Genomic DNA, 25837 nt, shown 5'->3' with positions numbered 1-25837 from the left:
CTCCGAGACTATGTCGATGCCAGGTTGCGCTGGGCGCGATCGATGGCTTCATCCAGCCGGGAGCGTGAAATCGCCGCAAGTCGCTCGACACCGAGCAGACGTGCAAGGTCGAGAGCGGGGTCGGACTGTTCCAGAATGTCCTCGTTCGCAACGACGACAGCGGCCAGCTCGGCGATTGGAATGTCGGCAATGGACCGGCGGGCATCGGCATCGAACGGCATGCGATAATCAAGCAGGTCGACCACCGTCCCTCTCTTCCATAGGAAGCTGCCGCTGGATTCTTCAGTTCTATCGAACTCGCGCAGATGCAGGTCGATCCGCTCCCGAATCTTGTTGCCCGTTCTGAGCCAGCCATGCGCCCGTGCGATGCGCTGCGCAAGGACGTCATCTCGCAGAGGTCCTTCCTGCTCGATCACCGCGTCGACCATGGACCGCAGCGTGCCTCGGTAGACGAAGTCATAAAACTGATCCGGGCTGGTGGAAAATCCGGTTAGATCAGTCAGGCGATAACGGCCGCCCGTCGGTACGGTATCATGCGTCGAATGCGCGGCCGCAGGCAAAATTCCTGCAGATGCCGATGGGCGCTCTCCCGTCGCGAGGGGAGCGGCGACAAGTTCTGGCTCTGATTTTATCGACGGATGTTCCGGTTCGCCGGCCGATGCTAGGTCTTCGGCTGGCAATGGGTCCATGGGGTCGACCTTATGTCCCATGTCCCAATGGATCGCGGCTTCACTTTCCTGTTGTTCAGCCTGTTTGCGACGGCTTTCCTCGAGCAGCGCGGCCAGGCTGGCATGAAGCCTCTCGGTGCAACCTTCGAGATCAAACCACCAATCGGTTGACCATACCCGGACAATGTTCCACCCGAGGCCGCGCAGGACCTGCTCGCGGACCTTGTCTCGATCTCGCGCCGTGGCAGAACTGTGATAGGTCGCGCCGTCGCATTCGACCCCAGCCAGATAGGCGCCGGCGAGATCGGGATGCCGGATCCCTATATCCACTCGAAAGCCCGAAATGCCGACTTGAGGAACGATGGTCCATCCGCGCTTCTCAAGCTCGGCAGCGACGGCCTCCTCGAAAGGGGATTCCAGGGCTCCGACCGATCCGCGTTCCTGCGCTGGCAATGCCACAGCGCCGCGTTCGGCAAAATCGAGAAAGGCTTTGAGATGCTGTACGCCGATCGCTTTGGTTCGGTTGGGGTCGATCTGGTCGGCGGCAAAACCTGAAAATACGATCAGTTCCTGCCGCGCACGCGTCACCGCGACATTCAGCCGGCGTTCGCCGCCGTCCCGATTCAGCGCGCCGAAATCCATGCTGCGCTTGCCGGCATTATCTTGCGAAAAGGTGATCGAAAACAGGATTATGTCACGCTCGTCCCCTTGGACATTTTCCAGATTCTTGACGATGGCGGGCTCAATACGCTCGTCGGCAAAGAACCATTCAAGCTCCGGCTCTGTCTGGCGTGCCTTGTCGAAAAGGTCGAGGATGAGCGACTGCTGTTGCGCGTTGAAAGTGATGACTCCGAGCGTGGGTCGGTCCTTTTCCGGTAGGGCCAGCCAACGCCGCATCCTGCTGACCGCCTCGTCGGTTACCGCTTGGGCTTCGATTCGATTGGTGCGGCTTTTGCCACGGTCATAGATGCCGGTCGTGATTTTTCGCAGCTGAACTGCCCGATCTTCCACCGTTGGCGAAGGGAATGTGATGAGCCGGTTCTGATAGTAGTGATGGTTGGAAAAGGCGATCAGCGACTCATTGCGGCTACGATAATGCCAGCGCAGGTCACGTACCGGGATGCCGGCCGCTTTGGCTTCGTCGAGAATGCTCTCAAGATCCTTTTCGTGTTCGACGACTTCCTCGTCCTCCTCGTTGCGGCCAAAGAAATTGGTGGGCGGCAACTGCTTGGGATCGCCTACGATTATGGTTTGATGGGCTCGCGCGATGGCACCGACGGCGTCCCAGGTGGTGATCTGCGATGCTTCGTCGAAAATCACCACGTCGAACAGGGCTTGGTCGGGCGGTAGATATTGAGCGATTGAAAGAGGGGACATCAGCATGCACGGCGCGAGCTTGGCAAAGCTCGTCGGCATCGCGCCAATCATCTCGCGGATTGACCGGCTGGGCCGCTGCAATTCCATCTGATGGCGCAACAGGCCCAACTCGGAATTGCGCGGGACGCCTTGCACAGCCGGCAAACCATGAGCGATGGCACTGATGACGCGAAGGCTTGCTTGAGCGCGGACAAGATCGTCGATTTCCCGGAAATCTTCGATGGCGTGCTCGTGCTGGAAGCGACGGAAATTCCGCAGCACCGGATCGGCATCCAGCGTGGCCGGCAGCCACCAGCGTACATAGGCCAGGCGGAACGCGGATTGAGCTTCAGCTGGTCGCACTAGACCCGCCTCGATATCGTCGACCAACGCTCCCAGATTGTGACTGACAGCCCTGCGACGAATGCCGCACCACGAAGTCCAGTCCCGGAGAAGATGACGGGCGTCGAGCAAGTCTCCCATCGCAGTCGTCAATTCGGTCAGCGGGTTATCATGTTCTGCCCAAGAAGGCGTCTTTCCAGCAGGGATCGCAAATTGGGTCTTGGCAGCCTCGAATGCTGCAGAAGCCGCAAGGAAGCGGGCTGCCCCATAGCGCATCGTGCTATCTGCTGCACCGCTTCGCAGGCTCGGGGCGGTTGCTTGCAGGAGCGCTTTGAAATCCTCCGTGCCGAGGCCGGGCAGGCGTAGCGTCTGTCGAAGCCTTTCGGCCATCGAGAGTATCTGATCGATACGGTGGGTGTCGGTATCAAGTGCGGCAAATCCGATCGGCTTCCCAGATAGGATGTTGGCTTCGACAGTGGCCCGGCGGTCCTGCATCAGGCGCAACAGCAGCAAGTCGTGCTGAGGATCGGCTACCCCCTCTGTGACATAGCCTTGAAGCAGCTTCTGGACTTTGCGTTTGCCCAACTGACTGTTTGGCCAGAATGCAGAAGCGGCCTGCTGCCATTGCTGCTCTATGTCCTCCACCCGTATGCGCGCAACGGCAGCCTCGTCATAGCGGGCCGACAGGTCCTTGCGAGACTTGCGATAGTCTCCGATTGCCTCATTGAGAGTGGCGAGGGCTCCCCGCAACTGGGCGAAATCTCGATCAAAGACAATGCTGACGTCATAGCCGGCACTGTCCTGGAGTGCCGCTGCTAGTTTTCGCAGCGCTTCGAGCTCCGCTTTTGACGCGTCGCCTTTGGCGCGCAGGCCGATGCTCACCAGGAAGGCGTCGAGTGCGGTCGCTAGAACCTCGGACGCATTCTTGAGGGTCTTTGCCCCTTCGAGCAAATTGTCCTGCCAGCCTGACGTCCACTCGGTGACATCTATAAGACGCAAGACCGACCGCATCTCCACCGACTGAAATGCGAGACCTGTTTCGGCGGCAATATGCTCCAGCGCCAGCCGGTTTGCCTCGTCATGGGAATCGCGCGATGGCCAGGACAATCTCGGAGCGTGCTGCCGCTTGTTCTTGAGAGCGATGCCGAGCGCCAGATAAGGCGTCAGACCATTGACATGGTGCCGATGCAGCGCTTCGACATAGGCATTCAGTTCGTCGCGACGGACGCGAAGCCGCTCGTTGATCGCAATCCACTCCGCTGCGTCCACGCGCACGCCGCTTTCCCAGCTGATCCTGAGCTGGGTGAGAAAGTTGCGTCGGTCCGCCTTGCTGGAATGGAGTTCGAGACAATGCGCGCCCAGGCCATGTTCGCGCAGGCGGCGATACACCACATCGAGCGCCGCCGTCTTCTCGGCCACAAACAGCACGGTTTTGCCAACTGAAAGACAGTTGGCAATCATGTTGGCAATGGTCTGGCTCTTGCCAGTGCCGGGAGGACCGATGATGACAAAATCGCGACCCTCAGCGGCGGCAAGACTTGCGGCGGTCTGTGAGGAGTCGGCCGGCAGCAGCAAAACCATGTCGGACGGGGCATAGTGCCGGTCGAGTTCGCGCTCGTCGCGGAATGATGCGCCATTGCCCTCGAAAGCTATCTCCGGCGTGTCGATCAGATGGCGCACGACACGGTTTTCGCGCAGCGCATCGGTACGCTCGACCAGATCCTTCCACATGAGAAACTTGGCGAAGGAAAAGGTCGACAGCGCCGTCTCGTCCACCACCTCCATGCCGGGGACGTCGCGCACTGCCTGGCGCATAAGACCGAGCAGCCTCGGCACATCAACGCCGCTTTCGTCCTCGGGCAGCTCACCGGAAAACTGTGGCAGTTTGAGCTCGAAGTCGCGTTCGAGAAACTGCAACAAGGTTGCGTTGAATCGCGGTTCATCTTCATGGAAGCGCAAGGTAAAATGCGATGTTGCGCTGCGGCGCTCGATTTTGACCGGTACGAGCAGCAATGGCGCGCGATAGCTGCGCTCGTCCTCGGCCTTCTTCTTCCAGCGCAGGAAGCCGACCGCCAGGAAGAGCGTATTCGCGCCGCCCTCGGCAAAATCGTTGCGCACTTGCCGGTAAAGATCGATCAGCCGGGATTCCAATTGACGCCCATCGAGCGTCGACGGGAGCTCGTCGCGCAGAAGCGCTTCCGCGGCAAAGCCACGCTGGAGGTCACGTCCGTGCACCTCGCGATAGAGGACAGCATCCCGCTCGCCCAGTGGATTCTGTTCGGGGAGCGAAATCAGCCGGATCGAAGCGCCTGCCATCAGACGGTCCTCGAGGTAGCCGACGTCAGTACAAAGAAACGGAATTGTCTTCTTGGAGTCCGGAAAATTGAGCAGGCGGTTCCGCAGTGTCAAATCGAGGAGCTTTTTCTGCCAGCGGTCGATCCGTCCGGCCGCTGTCGTCGGCTTTACCTCGACGATCTCGACCGGCAGGGCTACCACGGCCGGTGCGGCTGGCAACGGCAACGCGATTTCGGTTGCCGCCTCTGCATCCACGCTGCGGCGCGTCGGTTCGTGCGAAGCAAGCGGTGTGATGCCGCCGCTGCGCGAGCGGCGTATATCGATGGCTGCGACAAAGGTGGCTACCTGCGTTTCGTCGAGCCGCTGTTCGATTGCGTGTTGGGCAGCCTCCAACGTCATCGCCGGCCGATGCGTCACGCCTGTCGTCTCAAACACGATGAGTTCGCGCGATGCCAGCGCCTTGCGGACCTCCATGGCATCGGGTTCAATGGCGTTGGCGAGCGTCCTTTGTGTCATCCAGACGCCGACGGCCGCGTGTCCCTGAAACATCAAAACGACGGGATGCAAGCCCGTCGCCTCCAGGGCGGACGCGAATAACAGACTGGTATCGAGACAGGTTGCCAGCTTTTCTGCCGTAATAATTGAGGGACGTCGAATTTTTTGGCCGCGGCTTTCGAAGCTCGCAGGTGGCTCTGCATAATGCAGCGATAGGCCAGCAATGGCCGAATAAATTGCGGCCGCCAGCATGAATGCGCGTTGCGGATTGCCGCTTTGATAGCCATCGAGGCTGGAAGGATGACCATGCGCTGCGAGCAGCTCCGCTGCGGAACGCAGCAGTCCTGCGATCGCCGGGTCGTTCGGCATGACGAATGCGGCGAGCAATTGCGCCATATCGACGACGCCACCCCATTCGTCGCGGGCAAGCAGGCGCACCGCAACGCGCTGCTCGGCCAGCACTGCGCCTCCTGAGGTTAGGCGCAACGTTATCTCCCCGCGCTCAGCCTCGTTGAGACCGGCCAGATAGCCGGCGTCGAGATCGATTTTTCGATCGCTTAAGGGAAGCCGGTCGCCAGCAACGATCCGATCAATTGTCCAGCTTTTGGCGCGCAAAAAAGGGGGGTTCGATGTCAGCTCGAGAGTGCATTTTTCGAAACCCTGCTGGGTCGGGTTGTTGAGCGCGATAGACCGGATCACCGGAATAGCATTTTGGAAGGACGCATATGTAAAGCTGGCGGCGATGTCCGCCACGACTTCTATTACGGGCGCGGCTGATATACCGGCAGCATCGCCAGTCTCCGAACTCGTTTCCATACCCCATCCCCTATTTTCATTTACGATAGAACTTTGCCGCCAGAATTTGAAAGTAAATTCTCGGTATGGTCGCCGCTTATGTCCAGCAGCATAGATTTCTAAAAGTGTTACCGCCCAGATAACGGTCGAAATGGAGACAGGCGATAATCGGTCGTCACGATTGGAGGGGATCCAAAAGTCGCGGAAATCGGAGCGCCGGCGCACGCTGCTGAAACCCAAGACGGGCAGGACGTCATCCGCAAATGTGTGGCGGTCCGGGCGCCATGGACCAAGCGTTGCGCGCCTATCGCGAGCGCTGTCGTGGCGCCTATCGCGGACTCGGACCCAGCCCGACAGTGACGGCGAACCTCGATCGGCCTATCGGTGAGGCGGTCGAATTCCGCCCATAGACTATCGAAAGGCACGCACTTCCAGCTCTATCTCCTCGTACGCGTTGCCGGCTACCTAAATTCGTGCGCGCGGTCCAATGCCTTTGATTGCTGATGTCGTTGTGGAGACGTTTGATCGCTGAAGCATTTGTTTGCTGACCTAGCGGCGCGGGGGGAGGTCATTTATTGGGTACATCTCCAGCACTCTATGTGCGATCGCGAGGAAAATTTGTCCAGACAAGCGAATTCATCGAATCTGGACTAATCAATAAGTATAATGATGGTAAGATTCGGGGGGCAGGAATGGCCGAGGTTGGACTTTTGGAATGGGCGGATAAGCAGCCCGACTGGATTAGGGATGCCTTAAGAAGACACGCCGCGCGGCCGGGCTTCAACCTCGAGCAGGAGGATAAGGCCGGTGTAACAGCTCGGGTCCGCCACGTCGGTGGATTTACCGCTGATCTGCCCGAATGCTCTCCGCTCTCGGCGGAGCATTTGAGGGCCAACAGTTCGAACGAGCCGCGCGCGGTGCTTTGCTCACTCGGCCCCGTCAAGCATTTGAACCGCCTCGCCGAAGAGCAGCAACTGCGTTTCGCCACCGATGGCATCACCATTATCTACGGCGACAATGGAAGCGGAAAGAGCGGCTATTGCCGGATCGCGAAGAAGCTTTGCCGTAGTCTGACGGCGGATGATCTTCTTGGCAACGTGTTCGAGATCGGCACCAAACCGCCAGCCGAAGTGCTTGTCCGGTTTCTCGAAGAGGGTGCTACGGAACCGACCCCCATAACCTGGAAGGACGGAACGCTGCCCCCCGCGTCAATTGCACGGATCTCCGTTTTCGACTCCGCGAACGCTCGCCTCTACGTCGATAAGCAAAACCGTATCGGTTTTCTGCCCGCAGCCATCGCGCTTCTCGAAAGCCATGGACGTCACCGCACCGAGCTCGAAGCCGACTTCCGGGAAGAAATCAAAGCGATCGAAAAGAACCTAAAGACACCATTGCCGAGTGGGTACACAGCTGCCGGCGCGGTCGTAAAGCTGCTGGCTCGTCTCGAAATCAAGTCAAAGGACGTGATGCCTTCCGCAGCCGAAATCAAAAACCTCGCTGCCCTCTCAGAGCAGGACATGGCTGATCTCGCTGGCCTCGAACAGGCTCTGGCAAGCGACCCTTCAACGATGGCGACAAAGCGTCGGCGTGCCAAGGCGGCCTTGGAAAAACTGCTGACTGCATCTGAACAGATCGACGCGGCTCTCTCAGCGGCGGCCCTCGAGATTTATCGCAATCTATATGCAACAGCCGATTCTACAGCGCAGGCTGCACAACTTGCCGCCTCAGGAGCGTTCGCGACTATGCCGTTGAGCGGCGTTGGGCTTTCTCCCTGGCGGTATATGTTCGACCATGCACGAGCCTATTTAGCGAGCGTCACTGGCATCGATCATCAGCACTTGCCAGATCAGGAAGGCGATCGTTGCATGCTCTGCCAGGAGCCGATGACGGCGGACGCCGCGGGGCGGATCCAATCCTTCAATGACTTCGTAACGGGCGCCGCAAATAAGGCGGCGCAAGTCGCATCTATTGCCCATGAAGAGGCCCTGCGCCAAATCAAAGGACTCACCATTGCGACCGGGGAGGCGGTTGAGGCGGCTCTCGGAGAGTTTGGCGATCTGTCCGCCGCACGCAAGGCGATGGTGGCCCTGATCTCGGCATATTATGTCGAGGCAGGTAAAAGGCGTGATGCAATTGTCGTTGCGGCTGCGCTGTCCGAGTACGCTGCGTTCCCGCAACTTGCGGCGCCAGTTGCATCGAAACTCCGAACGGAGGCGGAGGCGCTAGAGGCCGAAGCGCTGACGGACGACAAGGCAGCGGCCGACGACGGGAACCGCGCTACCGATCGAGCTCGTCGCGATACACTCAAGGATCGGAAAAAACTGGGCGACGATCTCACCATCGTTCTCGCGCGCTTGGCGAATCTCGAAGAGCGGCGCAAGCTTCTCTCATGCTGCGATGCTGTCGAAACAGGCTCGGTGTCACGGCAGATGACGTCGCTTCGACGAAGCCTCGTCATGCAGGATCTCGAAAAGCGCGTCGTCGCCGAGATTGAGACTCTGGCGTTAACGCACATCCCGTTCGCAGTTAATGATCGTAGTCAAGATGGGCAGAGCTATTTCGAGGTCGGGCTCAACGCGGCAAAAGCGATCTCAAACAGCAAGGTCTTAAGCGAAGGAGAGCAGCGCGCGCTTGCCCTGGCCTGTTTCTTAGCCGAGGTCGGAGGAGACACATCGCGTCAAGGCATGATCATCGACGACCCCGTGTCATCTCTCGACCATGTTCGGATCAGGCGGGTCGCGGCAAGGCTCGTAAAAGAAGCGGCCACAGGACGTCAGATTATTATTTTCACCCATAATCTTCTGTTCTTCAACGAGGTGGTTGACGCAGCTGCGCAGGCCAATCCGCCGATTCCCCTTGTTCGAAACTACATCAACAAGTCCGAATCTGCCGGTTTTGGCTTGATTAGCGAAACTGACGAGCCGTGGATCGCACAGTCTGTCACGAAGCGCATCGAGACTCTCAAGACGCGCCTGAAGAGCTTCGACGGCGCCACTGATTTCACCACCGATGCTTGGCGAAGGTCAGCGAAGGATTTCTACAGCGATCTTCGGGAAACCTGGGAGAGGCTCGTTGAAGAAATCCTGCTCGGTAAAGTCGTCGAGCGATTTAACAGCGATGTCAAGACACAGAGCCTGAAGGGTGTGGTGGTCGAGGACGAAGACCACAAGCGAATCTATTGGGCCATGAAGCGAGTTTCGGAGCGTTCTGGACATGACATGGCGTCCGCCAAGGCCATTCCAGTTCCAACACCAAACGATATGAAGAGCGATCTTGATGGAATTGACCAATATCGTATCGACACCACCAAACGAAAAAAGGATGCCGAAAAGCGCCGGATTGAATTCGAACAGCCTCCCAAGGCGACTGTACTCTAGCCTAATGACTATTGTCGTGTATTACTGGCCCTCACTGGCTTCATCCTGCTGCGCATGCCGGTGTCCGCCTGCCGCGGGCGAAGCCGACGTGACGAGGAAGTATCGCGAGGGCGCCAAGCCATCAATGGCTGTGCGCTCGCTCTTCATCTTGGATTTCAGCGCCGAGAAGCCTGACCGCTGGTAGTGCTTCGCCTGCACAATGTCGCCGCCGGCAAGGGCATGTCGACCATCCATCGCGTCGTCCGGTCCCTCGGGAAAGGCCTCGAAACGCTTGTCGATCTCGCGACCTACGAGGTCGCGGGCCAAATCCTCAAACTCGTTATGGGACAAACTCGAGAAATCATAAGCCATGCGCCCAGATTGAGTGCCCATTTGGTGGGCAGACAAGCAACCGGGGGCACAATTGCGTCGTGCCTCTCCATTACCAACAAAAAGATAAACGCGCTTTCCAGGCGATGCGGTCGGATGATCGTTTCGCGCTTGGCAAAAGCGAACGGATTAGTCTATGGCTCTCGGCGGGGGGGCGAGTTATGCGACGGGTGCGAATCCTTCAAGTAGGCGATATTCACTATCCGGATTGGCATCCTTCCTCTAGCAACATCGATGCCAAGGATAGCAAGTTCGCTCCGAAAATAACGCAGAAGCTACGCGCGTCTTCGCTGCGTGCCGTCTTGACGAAGCTTCGGCGGCTGACGACTTCGGAGCCCTTGGATTCGATCGCCTTCATGGGGGATTTCACGAGCCGTGGCGACAAGACTTTCATTGCTTCGGCATTCCAGCATTTCACGTTGCTCTGCCGCGCACAGGGGCGCAGTTCAAAGGCGCTTCCGTTGATATTCGTACCGGGAAATCACGATGTGAACCGTGATGACGCGCGCGAACTTGGACCGACTGAGAAATTCAGCGAAATGGCGAGTTTAGCCGCCCGCTTGGGTTGGCAGACCGTTCCCGTGGACCAACCCGTGCACTTCAGACTTCCGACAGGATCCGCAGGCGCAAACTTCATCCTCGTCAACACAGCGATAGGCAGTTGGGAGCTTCAGAACCTTCCCGCGTTCCTTCGTGATCGTCTCGAGGCACTCGGTCCTTCTACAGAACCTGTAGATCTCGGCTCGCCGGACACCTCGGGACATTCGCCCGCGACACCTCCCAGCGATCCAGACAAGGAGGCGTCCGACGACGAGTATTACGGTCAGATGGACACGCCATACATCTCGCGTGAGATGCTTGCAGGCCTACAGGAATTGCTCCAGCAGCCCGACATGCGTTACGGCATCATGATCGGCCATCACAATCTGCTGCCACAAAAGACTCCGCGCATTACGCCATACGCGGAGATGCTCAACAGCGGATTTGTCAGAACTCAGCTGCTGCAGGGCAACAAGCCTATCGTCTACCTGCATGGACACATACATGCCGATCCGGTCGAGATCGTCAACGATCCAAGGTTTCCGGACGGCAAATTGATCTGCATCTCAGCACCAGAGATACAGTCAGGTTTCAATGAGCTCGTCTTCTTCACGACCGATCAGGGAGAGCTCGTCGGCATCCGACTTATACCCTACCGCACCAATGTCGCCGACGGGACGGTCATGGAAGGCGAACATTGCTTCATCTCGACTATGTCCAACGGCAAGGCCTTTCTGAACAACGACACGTTTGACCTGATGCGCCGACTGCGCGACCATGCCACCAGGCGCGGGAATGGGTTACTCTTCTGGGACGAGATCACTGAGATTGCCGCCTCCGCCGAGCTCGGGCTAGATTTGGAAGACTCTCTTCTGATGCTCCAAGCGGCGCGCTTCGTCGAGATAGACGGCCTCACGAAGGCAAACTCGGCTTGGCGCATTAAGGTAAGGGACGAATAGAGATGGAGAATCCGTTCGGCCCCAACAGGATCGAGTACGAAAGTCGCCCGATACTGTGGTTCAGTCAGAAGTCGGCCTTGATTTCTGCCGCCGCCAAGCCGGTCTTCGTCGCAGGGACGAGAGGCAGCGGCAAGACCAGTATTCTTCGCTCGCTTTCCACAGTTCATATCCTCGAAGACAAAAGTCTCGCGGACCAAGTCGGCAAGCTCGGCTGGTATGGCGTCTTCTTCCAGCTCAATGAGACATTTTCGCCCCTAATCGACAACGCGGTTCTGAACCTCATTCCGGAGCGGATACGCTTCGACACGGCCGCCGTGATCCCGCGGCAATTCGTAATCTTCTCTCACTATCTGGAGCTGAAGATAGTCGAACGCCTGCTCGAGAGCATCAGCCAGCTCAGACGCGACAGCCACTTGAAATACCGGGCCTCTGAAGATAGGGACGTCGCCTTGGCACTGCATCGCGAAGTGCTGCACTTCATACCCCAACCTGCCCGTCTCGACTTCTTCAGCATAGATGAGCTGCGGGGTGGGATAACCCGGTACGTCGACGAATGCTTCAACGCGTTCTTCTTTGCCGCCGATGAGGGAGCGACCGGCTTCAGAGCGACAGACCCTGGCGCGATCATTAACAAGGTCGCGACCGCGATCACCCCACTTTTAAATGGCCCATCTTTCGCCGGTGACAGGGCGCCCTTCTTCAAGATCCTGATTGACGACTGTGAGGCACTGACACCGCTCCAACAGCAGTTCCTGAACACCTTGGTGAGGAAGACGCGCGGCAATGTGAAATGGGTCCTCGCCTACATCGGCGGCCTTTACGACACGATCCGGACGATCATACCCGGCCAGTCGCTCTCGAATGCTGACCGGGACGTCGAGAATCTTGATTCAGTCGATCCGAGGGAGTTCGCCACGCTGTGCGAGAACGTGTCGTCGCTTCGGCTCTACTATGCGCTTCCTGACCATCTGCGGAGTGATCTCAAGCGCAACGATGCGCTCAGCGCGTTTTCGCTCAAAAACCGGCTGGGGCGGCTTTCCGTCAATGACATCATCGAGCGGGTTATCATATCGGGTCATTCCGAGGGCAGAGAAGAGCTTGTGGCACTCGCTGATGCAGCACGTGAATTCCTCTCCGTGAATTTGAGGACGGCGGATCAGCAGCAATTCCTTCTTGATCGAAAAGCGCGCCCTTATGCCGAAGGGCTGGCGCTCGCGCTCATGAACCCGGAAATCAAGCGCCGGCCCATGAGCAAGGCGGATGCTTCAAATCTGAAGAGGTCGATCGCCCGGAAACAGGGATGGGCTTTTCTGAAAGCGTGCCAGATGCTGCGTCTGCATGACTACCCGTACGTAGGGCACCAGATCATCACATCATTGAGCGACGTCTGTATACGCGATTTCCTTGATATAATGGGAGAGATCTTCCGCCGCAGTGTTCCGAGTTCCAGTGATCCACGAAAACTGGTGGAATTCATCAACTCGGATTTACAGATTCATCTCGAACAGCAGAGACAGGCTGTGAACGCCGCCTCTCAACGGAAGCTTGATGGACTTCAGGCGCTTTCACATCCGTACGAAGAAGAGAGCGTGCGCATGGTGCGGGCGTTGGGTTACCTGACCGCTCGCCTCCAGACAGAGTTTGCCGAAGAAAATGCTCTAGGAACGACAGAGAGAGGCATTTTCAGGGTTGATCTAAAGGAAATGCGCTCGCTGGTGAACCGACTGGAGCAACCCAGCGGAAAACTGGACGAGGTCCTGCGTCGGGCGGAAAGGGATGGGTTTATCCGGGAGGTCTCCGCCGCCGGCAACTTTGAGGTGGACCGCGCCGACCCCGCATCGAAGGAGATGCTGATCAGATTGCATCGGCGATTTGCACCTTACTTCGGGTTCTCCTATCGCGGCCCGTACGAAATCAACACAATCCCTGCGGCGCAGATGGTCGACCTGCTTTTTACCAGGCATCGGCTCCCAGAAGACTGGGCCGACTCGGTGTTTAAGGAGCTCGTCGCGCGGCCCGCACTCAAGACCGAATTCCAGCACTCGCTTTTCGAGAGCGATCTCGAATGACCGCTTCAACTGTCGAGTATCGAGTCTTCGGCCATCTGGCCGTCACTGAGAAGGCGAGAGATGCAGGTACCTGCGAAACGATGGAGGCAGATATCGCGATCGTCGCGCTTGGATGGGAAACGCGTTTCGCCGCGTTCGAAAACCATCTTGACCTGAAGGTCGGCAAAATCGTGGTTCTGGACTTTGCTCTGAAGGAAGCGAACGTCCCAGCCGTCGAAGAAAACCGGCGAAAGCTCATCGCTATGGGTACCCGATGGGGCGTCGAAGTGACTGCGATCACCCTCGAGCCTTCCATCGAGTATCAGAAGAACATCAATCTCCTCGATCACCTGCTCACTCAGATGGCCGCTTCATGTGGCTCATACGAAGGAAGCCTGCGGAAGGTTTTCGTCGAGTGCTCGACGATGCCGCGAATCTACATCCAATGGCTGATTGCGGTGGCATTCAAGAAAATGTCGATTCAGTCTCTCGAATTCGGGTACGCCGAAGGTATCTACGGGAACGCGATCGGCAAAGAGGATTTTTCCAGCGGCTTGGACCGATACGTCACCGTCCCTCATCTTCAAGGCAGCGGAGGAATGGGCGAAGAGAAAGTCCTGCTCGTGGGGATCGGAGGAGATGCCGACGTATTCTACGGATTGATCGATATCGTCAGTCCGGAACGGATCTCGCTCCTCGTCCCAAGAAGCGAGAAGAATGCGCATATCGATGCTTTGCTCGATCAACAGGTGGCCAAGGTACGTGAAACCCACCGGCTCGAAGATGGCGAAGTTCGCGACATCCAGGCTTTCGGGCTGATGGCCCACCTCGATGCTTTCGAGACGTATCTCGACGGGTTCGGCTCGCGTGCGGTGGTGAACGTTTTTGTCAGCGGCCCGAAGGTTCAGGCCATCGCTGCTGCCGTGCTCGCCTGCTCCGACAGCCGCGTCCATCTCAAGGCACGAATTCCCACCTCCTATGCCCATCGTGAAGTCTCAGCGAATGGGCGGTATCATATCTATAGGCTGATTGACCTGACATCCCCTGCCTGCAGCCTTCCCGGGACGTTCTGACACGATCTTGCATTCGAGTAGCATCATGGTCCCAGTAGCCGTTCCGCCAAGCCTTCAGCGCATGTTCGTGTCGCCCGATCCGGTCGATGGGGGACTAATTCCCACTTAGAAGCTGCTCTACATCAGATCAGGGGAAATGCAGACTGGCAGAATTCCATAATTAGCGACTCAAAACATATACTCAGGCGAGACTGTTTAGCATAGAAATAGTGAGCGCTCTCCAATATGTTAGGCTCTGTCGCAGTAGCGCAACAAGCTCAGTCTTTGGATGGGTGGTATGAGGATGAGACGACTGAATGTGTACAGGCTCAGTCATTTTATCGAGGCTCTCGTTTTTGTCGTAAGCGCGTTCGGTGCGACGTGGCTTACCAGCTTTGTGAACGCGCCATGGTGGGCATATGTGATTATAGCGGCCATCACTATGGGCATGTTCGTAGCCGTGCGTCGGGTCCTTTCTGAGCCGCAACGTATGGGACTCTTGGCACACAACTCGGCAGCGACCTCTGCGTGAACCCAGGCGCCTTGAAAATGTCCCCGATGCGTCCGGATTTTTGGCGGTGATCTTCAATCAAATGCGATGAGCTGCAATTTCTGGCGACGGCCACGCTAAGGGCGGGCCTCCAGCACCATGTTGAACGGTGTCTCCGCGGCGCGACGCAATCGCTTGAAGCCGCCGCCGGTCACAACCTTGCGCAGCCTCGCCTCACCGGCCTGGGCTCCAAGCGCGAGCCCGACTTCCTGCGACACGGATGCGGGCGTGCACACGAAAGTGGAAGCGGCATAGTAAACGCGGCCGACGGGATTGAGGTTCGCCGCCAGATGATCATGCGCGAACGGCTCGACGATCATCCACGTGCCGTCCGGCTTGAGCGATCCGTGGACATGGGTGGCGGCGCCCGTCGGGTCGCCCATGTCGTGAAGGCAATCGAAGAATGTGACGAGGTCATACGTTCCGGGATAGCTCTTGGCGGCCGCCACGTCGAACCGCGTGTTAACGCCGACGCCGGCTACCTCGGCCGCCTTGCGGGCGCGCTCAATCGAGGGGGCATGATAGTCGAAGCCGACGAAGCGCGAATTGGGGAAGGCCTGTGCCATGAGCACGGTCGATGCACCATGACCGCATCCAACATCCGCGACGTCCACGCCGCGTTCGAGCTTCTCGACGACGCCCTCCAAGGCCGGCAGCCAGGAGTCGATCAGATTGGCATTGTAGCCTGGACGGAAGAACCGTTCCGTACCGCGAAACAGACACGCGCTATGATCGTGCCACCCGACGCCCTTGCCGGACTGGAATGCCTGCCTCACCTTTTCTTCATCGAGCCACAGCGCGGACAGGAACTCGAATGCGCCTGCCATGAAGGCCGGGCTGTCTTCATCAGCGAACACCAGCTCTTGCTCGGCGTTGAGATAGAATTTGTCGCTCGCTTCATCGTAGTCGACGTAACCCGCCGCCGCCTGCCCGGAAAGCCATTCCCTTACGAGGCGTTCCTGGGTGCCGGTGCGTGTCGAAAGTTCGGCGGCCGTCATCTTGCCGCCTTCGCGCAATGCCTTAAACAGGCCGAGTCTGTCCCCCAGCAGGACTCCCGCGCCCGTTGCGATCGCACCGAGATCGCCGACCATTTTCCCCAAGAATGCGTCCAACTTTTCCTGATTCGCTTCAGACATCTGAATCTCCCTTTGGGTTCAATCTCTCCAGGCGACGGAGCCGTGCTCGTCATGAGGCGCCTTGAGCATCAGATGCTCGAAGACATGCAGATATCCCCGGCGGCTCATCCGCGCTGCCGATCCTGCACCAGACCATATCGGTGACGAGCGGCGCGGTGGTCGGGAATGACAGCCACCTCCATGCCGTTGAAAAGCAGGAAATCCGTCACTTTGCCCTCGTCGGTAACCGGCGGAGCCGGAGTGGTCGTCACCAGGGCAAGCCCTGTTGCAGCAGGTATCCTTGGGCAGCCTGTCAGAACATCGATGACTCCGGTTGTGGTGCCGGGGCGGGCGATCAGGGGCCAAGTGATTGTTCCGCGGCGGCTGTATGTTGTGGTAAGGTGATCATGCGAACTCTTGTTGGTCGGTCACGTGTTTTGCGGATGACCCGCATGTACTGTGCCAAATGAGAAAACCATTCAAACGCAATCCAGTAGATCTGACTGTATCCGACATTGTCGGAATTTGGACATCGCCGAACGCGAAGCGCTCGGGGCTTGTGACGATACTTGAGCGTGCTGCTTCGGAGGAGGGATGCGCCTCGAACCGGCCGCGAGGCCTTTTTCTGGCAACGGATATTCCGGCCGGGTTAGGCCGCGAGGAAAGCGACGGTGAATAAGAGGTAGAGGACCAACCGTTTTGAGCGGGTAGTTGCCGTGTTGCGCCCCCAGGCAAAGGCCAGCACCACGGAGCAGTATTTCTGGTGGCGATACTACATCGCCTTTAAGTGCCGGTTACCCGTTTTTACCCAGTTGGCCTGGTGCATTCAGAGCGAGGTCGTTGGAAACCGCTTATTGTGGCTATGAGCAAACTCGGGATGGAGGAGTGGACCCAAAAATTGGCAAAATGCCCCAGGGAGGATTACATGGGTCGCTCATTCCCCGTACTCGTTACAGGTGCGCGTCGCTACGCAAACAGCTTGCTTTTGACTTGGCGTTTCTTGCCGTTTCGGCATCGCTCACTAATTCGGCCGCTGCCGACACCGTGAACTGGCGTCAATTCGAAGGGACCAGCATAACTTGGGCCTACGACATCCACCCCTATGCGGATGCTCTCGCTGCGCAACTTTCCGGAGTTCGAGAAGCTGACCCGGCATCAAGGTCACGCCGGAACTCTACCCAGACGATTCTTACTGGAACAAGATGACGATCCAACTGACGACGAAGTCGCCAGCATGGGATGTGTTCGGCACTGGCATTCAGCCCGCGTAGGACCTCGCTCCGAGTGGCGCCTGCTGGACAAATACCTGAGTGATCCGAAGCTTACCGATGCTGGATACGACTACATTCGGACATGATCAAGAAGTGCGCGGCTCCTTCCTTCGCCAATGATAACTGGAACCAGGTCGTGGACGGCATCTCGTCCGGCCGCACCGCGATGACGATCGACTCAAAAATGTTCGGCTTCTGGAACGATGTTGCGGGGAAGCCGGCATCCGGCAAGATCGCCTTCGCTCCGCCGCTGCACGCACCGAGCGCCACGAGCTTGGATTCTGACATCTGGATCTGGGCTCTCGCCATGAACGCGGCTTCCGAAAAGAAGGGCACGGCCTGGCTGTTCATCCCGTGGGCCACCTCCAAGCAGGTGGCGCTCAAGGGTGCCCTTGCTGGCCAGCTCGTCAATCCGCCGCGCACGTCGACCTGGCAGGACGATACCTAGACTAAGTACGCTTCGCAGCCCGAGTTCAACAACTTCGTTGACAGCTTCAAAAAGATACAGGATCAAGCCGCGCTGGCTTTCACACCGCGTGTCGGCTTCGGCGAAGCCATGAACGCATGGGCCGTGGCGATGCAGAAGATGGCAAACGGCGATGACGTCGAGACGACGTTGAGGGCGCTTGCCGAAGAAATCCGCACTGGCCTCTGATCAAAAGGAACAGGGCAGTACTATTGCACTGCCCTGTTCCCGCCAACGGCGGAGATCACGCCGTGTCACCCCAAGCACTTAAACCCAGCGCTGCTTCGCCCGGCCGCGCCGACGATTTTTCTTGGCCGCCAAGGCGGCAGCCTGCGGCCGGGGCCACAACCGAAACGACCACGGCGATCAGTCCGTAAGCTGCCCGGGGCAGCGGAAGGGCGGAAAGCGCCTTCAGGTGGCCGCACAAGTAGGGTCTCGAGACGGACTCAGCGCGGCAGCACGCTCGATCCCATCAGCGCCTCATCGATGGCGCGCGCCGCCTGGCGGCCCTCGCGGATCGCCCAGACGACCAGCGACTGGCCGCGCCGCACGTCGCCCGCCGCATAGAGCTTTTCGACGCTGGTCCTGTAGTCCCGGTCATTGGCCTCGACATTCTTCGAGCGGCGGCTGTCAATGGCGATCTTCATCTGGCCGGCCAGTTCCGACACCGGCCCGCGAGCGGCTGGCCCGGCAAAGCCGATGGCGATGAACGCGAGATCGGCACGAATGACGAATTCGCTGCCGGCGATCGGCTTGCGCTTTTCGTCGACCTCGCAGCATTTGACCCCGGTCAGCTGGCCGTCTTCGCCGATGAACTCGAGCGTCGCCACCTGAAACTCGCGCTCGGCGCCTTCGGCCTGCGAGGACGAGGTGCGCATCTTGGTCGCCCAGTAGGGCCAGACCGAAAGCTTGTCTTCCTTTTCCGGCGGCTGCGGACGGATGTCGAGCTGGGTGACGCGGACCGCGCCCTGGCGGAAGGCGGTGCCGACGCAGTCGGACGCGGTATCGCCGCCGCCGACGACGACCACATGCTGGCCGCCGGCGAGGATCGGATGCGACGGCCACGCCACCGACTGGATCGGTTCGCCGCCGACACGCCTGTTCTGCTGCACCAGATAGGGCATCGCGTCATGCACGCCGCCGAGATCGTCGCCGGGAATGCCGGCCGCGCGCGGCGTTTCGGAACCGCCGCAATAAAGCACCGCGTCATGTTCGGCGAGCAGCTCGGCAACCGGCTTGTCGACGCCGACATTGACGCCGCAATGGAAGGTGACGCCCTCGCCCTGCATCTGCTCGATGCGCCGGTCGATATAGTGCTTCTCGATCTTGAAGTCGGGAATGCCGTAACGCATCAGCCCGCCGGGCCGGCTCTCGCGCTCATAGACATGGACGTCGTGGCCGGCGCGGCCGAGCTGCTGGGCAGCCGACATGCCGGCCGGGCCGGAGCCGATGACGGCGACGCGCTTGCCGGTCTTCTTCTCCGGCGGATAGGGCCTGATATGGCCGGTCTCGTAAGCCTTGTCGGCGATCGCCTGCTCGACCGTCTTGATGGCGACGGGAATGTCCTCGAGGTTCAGCGTGCAGGCTTCCTCGCAAGGTGCGGGGCAGATGCGGCCGGTGAATTCCGGGAAATTGTTGGTCGAATGCAGGTTGCGGATCGCATTGTCCCAGTCGCCATTGTAGACGAGGTCGTTCCAGTCCGGGATCTGGTTGTGGATGGGACAGCCCGTTGGCCCGTGGCAGAACGGAATGCCGCAATCCATGCAGCGCGCGGCCTGTTTCTCGACCTCCTTGTCCGACATCGGCAGCGTGAATTCACGGAAATGCCGGATGCGGTCGGAGGCCGGCTGGTACTTGTGCACCTGCCGGTCGATTTCGAGAAAGCCTGTTACCTTGCCCATAGTCCAGCTCCTGCTGTCCAGATGGCGCGCCTGGCGACGCCCTGCAGCTGGATCAGATGGGGCATCCCGTCCACACATGGGCCGCACCAAGTTGCCCAAAATTCGACTATGTACACTTGCCGGGCTCAAAGCTCGTGAGGGGCTCGCCATGCAGCCAGTTCTCGACTCTAATCGAAGGAGCCGGGGACTCCATCTGCAATACCACGTTGCGGTCCAAAGCTATTTCCAAAGGTTTCTGCACGAGCTGGTTTCCTCTCAGAGACGGCACACGGGTTCAGGGAGGAGCGCATCGCTCGTCTTGCCCCATTAAGTGCAGTCACAGTCACTCAGTCTCAAAAGCCATGCCAACGCGCTCAGCGCGCAGTTAGCGCCCATTGCTTCGAAAAACCTCGTCAGTGCCCAGATGTTGGTTGTAATGAACCTGACATTTGTCTGACGCTGTCAGCTTTTGGACACGCGATCACGCGCTTCGTGCCGCCAGGCCAGGCCGAGCCCTGTGTTGCCAGCGGTCGCTTCGATGATTGTACCGCCCGGCGCGAGCTGGCCACGCTGTTCGGCATTAACGATCATCGACAACGCAATGCGATCCTTGATCGATCCGCCGGGATTTTGGCTTTCGAGCTTGACGAAGAGAATTCCTGACTCCGACGTTGTACCGCTGACCAGCCGTGTTGGAGCTGAAATCAGAGGAGTTCGCCTTGGTGGAGACCTTTCGGACGCAGCGATAGCAGCCATCAACCAGCTTCTTCTAAAACACAAGGTGATCTTCTTCCGCGGCCAGGAGCATCTCGACGATGCGGAGCAGGAATTGTTCGCGCGGCGTCTGGGTAACCTTGTACCTCATCCCACGCAGGGGCCGGCAGCCGGCACGGCCTCAATCCTCAATCTCGATTCCGGCCGTGGCGGTGGCAGGGCAGACCAGTGGCATACCGATGTGACTTTCGTCGATGCCTATCCGAAATTCTCGGTCCTACGTGGCGTCGTCATTCCGGCGGCGGGGGGCGACACGATCTGGTCCAACACGCACGCCGCGTACGAGAATCTGCCGGCGCCGCTCAAAATATTGGCGGACAATCTGTGGGCTATTCATAGCAATGCCTACGACTACGCAGCCGTGCGCCCGCGCGCCACAGCCGAAGAGAAGAAGCACTTCGAGGAAGTTTTCACATCGACGATCTACGAGACCGAGCATCCGGTCGTGCGCGTCCATCCGGAAACCGGGGAGAAGTCGCTGCTGCTCGGCAATTTCGTGCAGCGCCTCGTCGGCCTTTCCAAGAGCGATTCCGCCAAACTCTACGAGGTGTTCCAGTCCTACGTCACTGCCCCGGAAAATACCGTGCGGTGGCGCTGGCAAGTAGGCGACGTCGCTATCTGGGACAACCGTGCTAACCAGCATTATGCGGTCAACGACTATGGCGACCAGCACCGGGTTGTGCGTCGCGCTACGGTTGACGGTGACGTTCCGATCGGCGTCGACGGTCGCCGCAGTATAACCCATGTCAAGGCAGCCAAGCCGGCGGCGAAGGCAGCCTGACCGTCTGAACAGGGTAAAGATGAAAACTTCGTATCGCCGCGGCCATATCGCGCTGCTTAACCGCCCCACAAAGCCTTATGATTTCCGAGAAGCAAGGCGAGTTGCGGGCTCGAGGCTTGGCCCGAAATCGAGGTCCTGCAGCGTGGCGCATGGCTCGAGTCGCTGCTCGTGGCCCCGCTGCAGCGGTACAGGTCCCCCACCGCCCCACCATCTCGCCCGCCCTGCACCTCGGATAGCGATCATTCACCGTTTGTTCATTATGATAGCGCACGATCATAACTGGACATGCTGGTAGCTCGTACATGCCTGAAGGCCCTGCGCGCCGACCCAGCGCCGGGGCCTTTTTACTTCCGCAAAATCGATTCCAGCAACGCGGGCACTTCGCAGGATGTCGGAATCCCGCGCTTGCGATGATACGCCGTACAGCGAATTGCGCGAGTCAAACGAATTTGGGTTTCTCAAATATAGAATCGTCGATACCGATCCTGATGGATCGAGCCTCGACGACGAAGTCAACCATCTTCAAACGGAATTATTCAACATTGCCGAGAGCTCCCGGTGTGCCGTCGAAGCCGACATTGGGGAGGTCAGCGGTCACCAACGATCATGGTGATCGCCAGCATCTTTCGTATTCACATAACCGTCGGCCTTGTACTTTCCCGAGGCCATGACATGAGTGGGTCTTCCAAGCACCGATTTGGCCCGGTAGGATTTGCAGGGGGCGCGGACAAGCGGATGAACAAACGGAATGATGCCGGAAAACTGCGCGCGCCTGCTGGGATTTAGCCGACCGTCGATAGGAACATAGCCCTGGTCGACGGCTTTCTGAAGGGCAAGAGTTTCGCCGACCTGGCTCAGGAACATGGCTTGTCGACAACGAGGGTGCGCCAAATCATCGAGAAGGCCGATCGGCTCGTGGGCGGCGCATTCAGACCAAGACTGAAACGTCCAACGCCTCGCCTCGGTCCGATTTCATGGTCGACTATCCCTATGTGTGCAAATGGCCGAGAAGCACCGGCTGGGTAGCGTCACGCCGCATCATTCTTTGCGGAGCTGGAGCGCGCGGGATCGCTGGAGCGGCTGGTGAAAGCGGTTGCCGGGGCGCACAACACGTGAGCTGGCGCCTCGTGTGGCAAAAGGAGAGGGCGAGAGCCCATGGCCTGCAATGAAGCGATCAAGCATTGCGATCGTGGAACCAAGCTAGTCGACCATCCGGACCGCGGCCTTCAATGCCAGCTCGCCTTGGAATCGGCCTTCCAGGAATTGGCTGAGCGCGCAGCGGAATCCGGCTGGACCGAGGAGATAGCCACGCGCTCCTCGAACTCGCCGGCGCGCGCCTCAGGAGCGACTCCGCCAATGACAGACTGAGAGGACGATTAATCGTGCCAGGGCAACGAGAGAGCGGCAGGTTCAAGAAGCTTCGCCTGAACCGATAGGAACGTCGCTGCGCCAATAAAATTGGCGGTGAAGGCTGACCGCGGCCGAGTCGGGCAAGCGAGCGAAGTGCTGAAATAAGGGCGTGAGAATCCAAGACATCGTTTGTAGAGAGCATCGAGCTTCGCGAGATTGTGGTACAGGATCGACCGCAGGTGTTCTCGCAGCGCTCGCAGAACCCGGGATTCTTCCGCGGCACCCGCCAAGGCGAAGAACGGTCAGAGTTGCACGATAACGTTTAAAAGCGAGCCTTCCTCCGAAAGTCTGCGCGCGCAGTTCCACGGTCCGATGCGCTTTCATAGCTATTCCAATCGCCGCGCCCATCCTCTCCCGGATCAGGTCCAGCGGGTCTGCAGTGCATGCGCCCCCAAAGTGGACGCCATTGGGCCGGGTGAACCGGGCTCGATTGCGCGCCGAAGGCCCGTTCCAGGCCCGGAAATCCGGGTCCGTCAGGGCGAGCGCGTGCGGGTCGAGGTAGAGAACGGCCTTGCCGAGAAAACGACCGTGCACTGGCATCGCGTGCGTGTGCCACATGCCATGGATGGCGTGCCTCACCTCACGCAGAAGCCCGCGAAAAGGCAACGGAAGATCTAGCATTTATGGGGGAAATGTTTTTTCGGAGTGCTTGACCCGCAGGAAGGGCAGGGCATGACTGCCTATCGCCCGACCCGGCCGGCCGCACTCATGACCGGCTGGGCTCGGTTAATCCTGCATGCCGCGCCCATGAGGTTGCGCTCTGTCGGGAGTGCGTCGAGCACAACGACGAGATGTAGTTCACGATCTTTGAAACGCGTGTCAACCATCCAAAGTGTGGATGCCTTTCATCGAAACAAACGATTTCATCAATGTTCTGGAATCCTGCATGGGCAGAACAGAAACCGCCCGAAAGGAGATTTTTCATGCGCTCTACCGGGCAGTGGAGTGCTGGGAAAGGGAGTTGCAACTGACCGGGTCCGACTTCTTCCGAGCCTATGGACAGACTGGGAGACGCGCACGGTGTAGCGGCTCACATCGTCATACTGCACCTACGCCACACACCGGCCGGACCTGATCCGGCTTTATGAGCATTGGGCTTTGTCAGTTGCCCAAGCGTGATGGCTTTCGCGACGCGGCGCGCCTCAGGAACTGAGCCGCGTCCAGGTCGAAACGCGGGAAAGAAAGACAGGAAACAGAATGGCCGATCAATTCGCAACGGACGTCATTGCCCTGATCAAGAAACGCGCCGAGTCGGAGAGCGGTGAGGGAATGCCTACGTCATTCGTCGGCGAGATAACAATCGCCACGGAACTGGACGCGCTCGGGTTTGATTCGCTGGGTTTGGCGGACGTCCTCTGGGATGTGGAGCAGGCCTACGGCATCAAGATCGACATGAACACGGCCGATGCCTGGTCCAATCTCAAGAATGTCGGCGACGTCGTGGAAGCCGTCCGCGGCTTGCTTGCGAAGGAGGCTTGAATGGACAGGCGCGTCGTTATCACCGGAGTGGGCGGCCTGTGCGGACTGGGCACCGACGCCGCCTCTATGTGGAAAGAGATGCGCGAAGGCCGCTCCGCCATCGGCCCGATCGCCAATTCCGAGCTTCATGACCTGGAGGGCATGACCGGCGCTGAGATCAAGGCGCTGCCCCAGCACGACATCAATCGCAAGCAGTTCGTCTCCATGGCCCGCTTCAGCTTGCTCGCCGTGCTTGCAGCGCGCGAAGCCATGCGGCAGGCCGGACTTTCCTGCGACGAGGGGAATGCCCATCGCTTCGGCGCGACAGTGGGCGTCGGCGGCTTGGGCTGGGATGTGATGGAGGAAACTTACCGGGCCCTCCTTTTGGACGGCGCGAGGCGAGTTGGCATCCTCGCTGTACCCAAAACGATGCCAAGCGCCGCCGCCGGCCAGGTGAGCTTGAGCCTCGGCTTGCGCGGGCCGGTCTTCGGGGTGACCTCCGCATGTGCCTCGGCCAACCATGCGATCGCCTCGGCGGTGGACCAGATCAAGCTGGGCCGGGCCGACGTAATGGTTTCCGGAGGCAGCGACGCACCCTTCGCATGGGGCGTGCTGAAAGCATGGGAAGCAATGCGCGTGCTTTCACCCGATACCTGCCGGCCCTTCTCCGCCGATAGGAAGGGCCTGGTGCTGGGCGAGGGTGCGGGCATGGCCGTGCTGGAAAGCTACGAGCATGCCACGAGGCGTGGTGCCACAATTCTTGCCGAGATCGCCGGCGGCGGCCTTTCCGCCGATGCCTTCCACATTGCCGCGCCATCTGTCGAGGGGCCAGCGTCGGCGATGCGCGCCTGCCTTGCCGATGCCGGGCTGAATGCCGAGGACGTCGACTACCTCAACGCGCACGGCACCGGTACCAAAAGCAATGATCAGACTGAAACGGCGGCGATCAAGCGTGTGTTTGGAAACCACGCTTATTTGATGTCCATCTCTTCCACCAAGTCCACGCACGCGCATTGCCTCGGCGCAGCGAGCGCGCTTGAAATGATCGCCTGCGTGATGGCAATCCAAGAGGACGTCGTGCCGCCGACCGCCAACTATCGCGAGCCAGATCCCGCTTGCGACCTCGACATCACACCCAATGTGCCGCGCGAGCGCAAGGTGCGCGTCGCCATGAGCAACGCCTTCGCCATGGGCGGTACGAACGCAGTTCTGGCATTCAGGCAGGTGTAGAAGCCATGCAAGACGCCTCATTTGAGGTCACCTGTCGTATCTAGCTGCTTGCCGGACCACTATGTGAAGCGAGCGCTATTGGCTGCCTCTGCGATGCGGGAATTGGCAGCGGACGTCTCACGATCAAACAGGCATCTGCTTGTAGAATTCTTTTAATCGTGAAGCGGCGCGAGTGCGCTATCCGTTGAGGTGAGCAAGGCCGGCGCCCTGGGTGAGCGCTGGTGTCGGGTGGTGGAAAGTACAGGGGGAGCTGTGTGGCCCCCTCTTTCTCGGCCTCGACGATGTGCGAAGGAGCCTGTGCGGCGAACGGGCCGACGCCCCAGGCTCAGAACCTGGGCGAACCTAACTCCCGCCAAAGGACAGCCCAGAGCTGGATACACGAAAGAGATACTGAACCCGCGAATCAGATTCTGATCAATCGTCGTGTCTGAGCTCCGCTCGGCTCTTACGGAGATAATCGCGCGGCCCGGCAACGGCCGCGCGTGCCGCGGGCGTGAGCTTTGCGCTTCGTCAGAAGTGCCTCGAGCGTGACGACGATAATTGACCAGCCATATGGAACGCATTCGCCCAGTTATCCAAAGCGTGGATACCTTTCATCTAAACAAA

The 25837-nt window shown here is 59.1% G+C and carries 13 protein-coding genes and 5 pseudogenes; 9 read left to right on the top strand and 9 right to left on the bottom strand.

Going from position 1 to position 25837, the window contains the following annotated elements; translation table 11 throughout:
* Window positions 1–8: 8 nt before the first annotated feature.
* On the bottom strand, window positions 9–5972 hold the full coding sequence (locus EN804_RS25935) for a DUF3320 domain-containing protein (RefSeq protein WP_126057627.1): 5964 nt from the start codon (window positions 5970–5972) through the stop codon (window positions 9–11).
* 671 nt (window positions 5973–6643) lie between these two features.
* On the opposite strand from EN804_RS25935, the gene EN804_RS25930 reads away from it, so the two are divergent.
* Complete coding sequence (locus EN804_RS25930) at window positions 6644–9328, top strand: AAA family ATPase (protein ID WP_126063811.1); 2685 nt, start codon at window positions 6644–6646, stop codon at window positions 9326–9328.
* A 21-nt stretch (window positions 9329–9349) separates the two neighbouring features.
* Here the strand turns inward: EN804_RS25930 and EN804_RS25925 are convergent, their stop codons facing one another.
* The gene (locus EN804_RS25925) at window positions 9350–9679 is read right to left on the bottom strand and encodes a hypothetical protein (RefSeq protein WP_186815491.1); all 330 of its coding nucleotides are present in this window, start codon (window positions 9677–9679) and stop codon (window positions 9350–9352) included.
* A gap of 59 nt (window positions 9680–9738) precedes the next feature.
* Here EN804_RS25925 and EN804_RS25920 point away from each other — a divergent pair, with 59 nt between their 5' ends.
* From EN804_RS25920 to EN804_RS25910, 3 genes are read left to right on the top strand one after another with little or no spacing between them, the layout of a single operon-like run.
* Window positions 9739–11196 (top strand): metallophosphoesterase, encoded by a 1458-nt coding sequence (locus tag EN804_RS25920; RefSeq protein ID WP_135921656.1) that lies wholly within the window; start codon window positions 9739–9741, stop codon window positions 11194–11196.
* Between the two features lie 2 nt (window positions 11197–11198).
* Window positions 11199–13265: a hypothetical protein gene (locus EN804_RS25915; RefSeq protein ID WP_126057629.1), complete on the top strand. Its 2067-nt coding sequence runs from the start codon at window positions 11199–11201 to the stop codon at window positions 13263–13265.
* Window positions 13262–14317 (top strand): hypothetical protein, encoded by a 1056-nt coding sequence (locus EN804_RS25910; RefSeq protein WP_126057630.1) that lies wholly within the window; start codon window positions 13262–13264, stop codon window positions 14315–14317. The genes EN804_RS25915 and EN804_RS25910 overlap by 4 nt, the downstream gene beginning before the upstream one ends.
* A gap of 606 nt (window positions 14318–14923) precedes the next feature.
* Here the strand turns inward: EN804_RS25910 and EN804_RS25905 are convergent.
* Both EN804_RS25905 and EN804_RS25900 read right to left on the bottom strand, forming a co-directional pair.
* The gene (locus EN804_RS25905) at window positions 14924–15982 is read right to left on the bottom strand and encodes a class I SAM-dependent methyltransferase (protein WP_024504268.1); all 1059 of its coding nucleotides are present in this window, start codon (window positions 15980–15982) and stop codon (window positions 14924–14926) included.
* Between the two features lie 57 nt (window positions 15983–16039).
* Window positions 16040–16260, bottom strand: a pseudogene (locus EN804_RS25900) (insulinase family protein); the annotation flags it as partial.
* Window positions 16261–17314: 1054 nt separating this feature from the next.
* On the opposite strand from EN804_RS25900, the gene EN804_RS38125 reads away from it, so the two are divergent.
* Window positions 17315–17680, top strand: a complete 366-nt coding sequence (locus EN804_RS38125; RefSeq protein WP_245454714.1) for an extracellular solute-binding protein — start codon at window positions 17315–17317, stop codon at window positions 17678–17680.
* Window positions 17681–18144: 464 nt separating this feature from the next.
* Here the strand turns inward: EN804_RS38125 and EN804_RS25890 are convergent, their stop codons facing one another.
* From EN804_RS25890 to EN804_RS38120, 3 genes and pseudogenes are all read right to left on the bottom strand, one after another.
* Entirely contained in the window at window positions 18145–19599 is a 1455-nt protein-coding gene (locus tag EN804_RS25890; protein WP_024504270.1) for a glutamate synthase subunit beta, read from the bottom strand.
* 41 nt (window positions 19600–19640) lie between these two features.
* Window positions 19641–19804 (bottom strand): annotated as a pseudogene (locus EN804_RS25885) (thioredoxin domain-containing protein); the annotation flags it as partial.
* Between the two features lie 275 nt (window positions 19805–20079).
* Window positions 20080–20286, bottom strand: a pseudogene (locus EN804_RS38120) (pyridoxal-phosphate dependent enzyme); the annotation flags it as partial.
* Between EN804_RS38120 and EN804_RS25875 the strand changes: the two are divergent.
* The gene (locus EN804_RS25875) at window positions 20192–21133 is read left to right on the top strand and encodes a TauD/TfdA family dioxygenase (RefSeq protein ID WP_127389303.1); all 942 of its coding nucleotides are present in this window, start codon (window positions 20192–20194) and stop codon (window positions 21131–21133) included. The pseudogene EN804_RS38120 and the gene EN804_RS25875 overlap by 95 nt on opposite strands.
* A 594-nt stretch (window positions 21134–21727) precedes the next feature.
* Here the strand turns inward: EN804_RS25875 and EN804_RS37340 are convergent.
* The gene (locus tag EN804_RS37340; RefSeq protein WP_024504272.1) at window positions 21728–21997 is read right to left on the bottom strand and encodes a hypothetical protein; all 270 of its coding nucleotides are present in this window, start codon (window positions 21995–21997) and stop codon (window positions 21728–21730) included.
* A 993-nt stretch (window positions 21998–22990) separates the two neighbouring features.
* Between EN804_RS37340 and EN804_RS25865 the strand changes: the two are divergent.
* Window positions 22991–23137 (top strand): annotated as a pseudogene (locus tag EN804_RS25865) (multicopper oxidase domain-containing protein); the annotation flags it as partial.
* A gap of 104 nt (window positions 23138–23241) precedes the next feature.
* Here the strand turns inward: EN804_RS25865 and EN804_RS38115 are convergent.
* Window positions 23242–23370 (bottom strand): annotated as a pseudogene (locus tag EN804_RS38115) (LysR family transcriptional regulator); the annotation flags it as partial.
* Window positions 23371–23740: 370 nt separating this feature from the next.
* On the opposite strand from EN804_RS38115, the gene EN804_RS25860 reads away from it, so the two are divergent.
* A complete protein-coding gene (locus EN804_RS25860) occupies window positions 23741–24022 on the top strand; it encodes an acyl carrier protein (RefSeq protein ID WP_126057635.1) in 282 nt (93 codons plus the stop codon).
* Complete coding sequence (locus tag EN804_RS25855) at window positions 24023–25231, top strand: beta-ketoacyl-[acyl-carrier-protein] synthase family protein (protein WP_135921655.1); 1209 nt, start codon at window positions 24023–24025, stop codon at window positions 25229–25231.
* The last annotated feature ends 606 nt before the right edge of the window (window positions 25232–25837 follow it).

Source organism: Mesorhizobium sp. M8A.F.Ca.ET.161.01.1.1 (assembly GCF_004792105.1).
Classification (GTDB): Bacteria; Pseudomonadota; Alphaproteobacteria; order Rhizobiales; family Rhizobiaceae; genus Mesorhizobium.
Note: the sequence above shows the minus strand (reverse complement) of the source record. Positions and strands in the feature narration are given on the sequence as shown.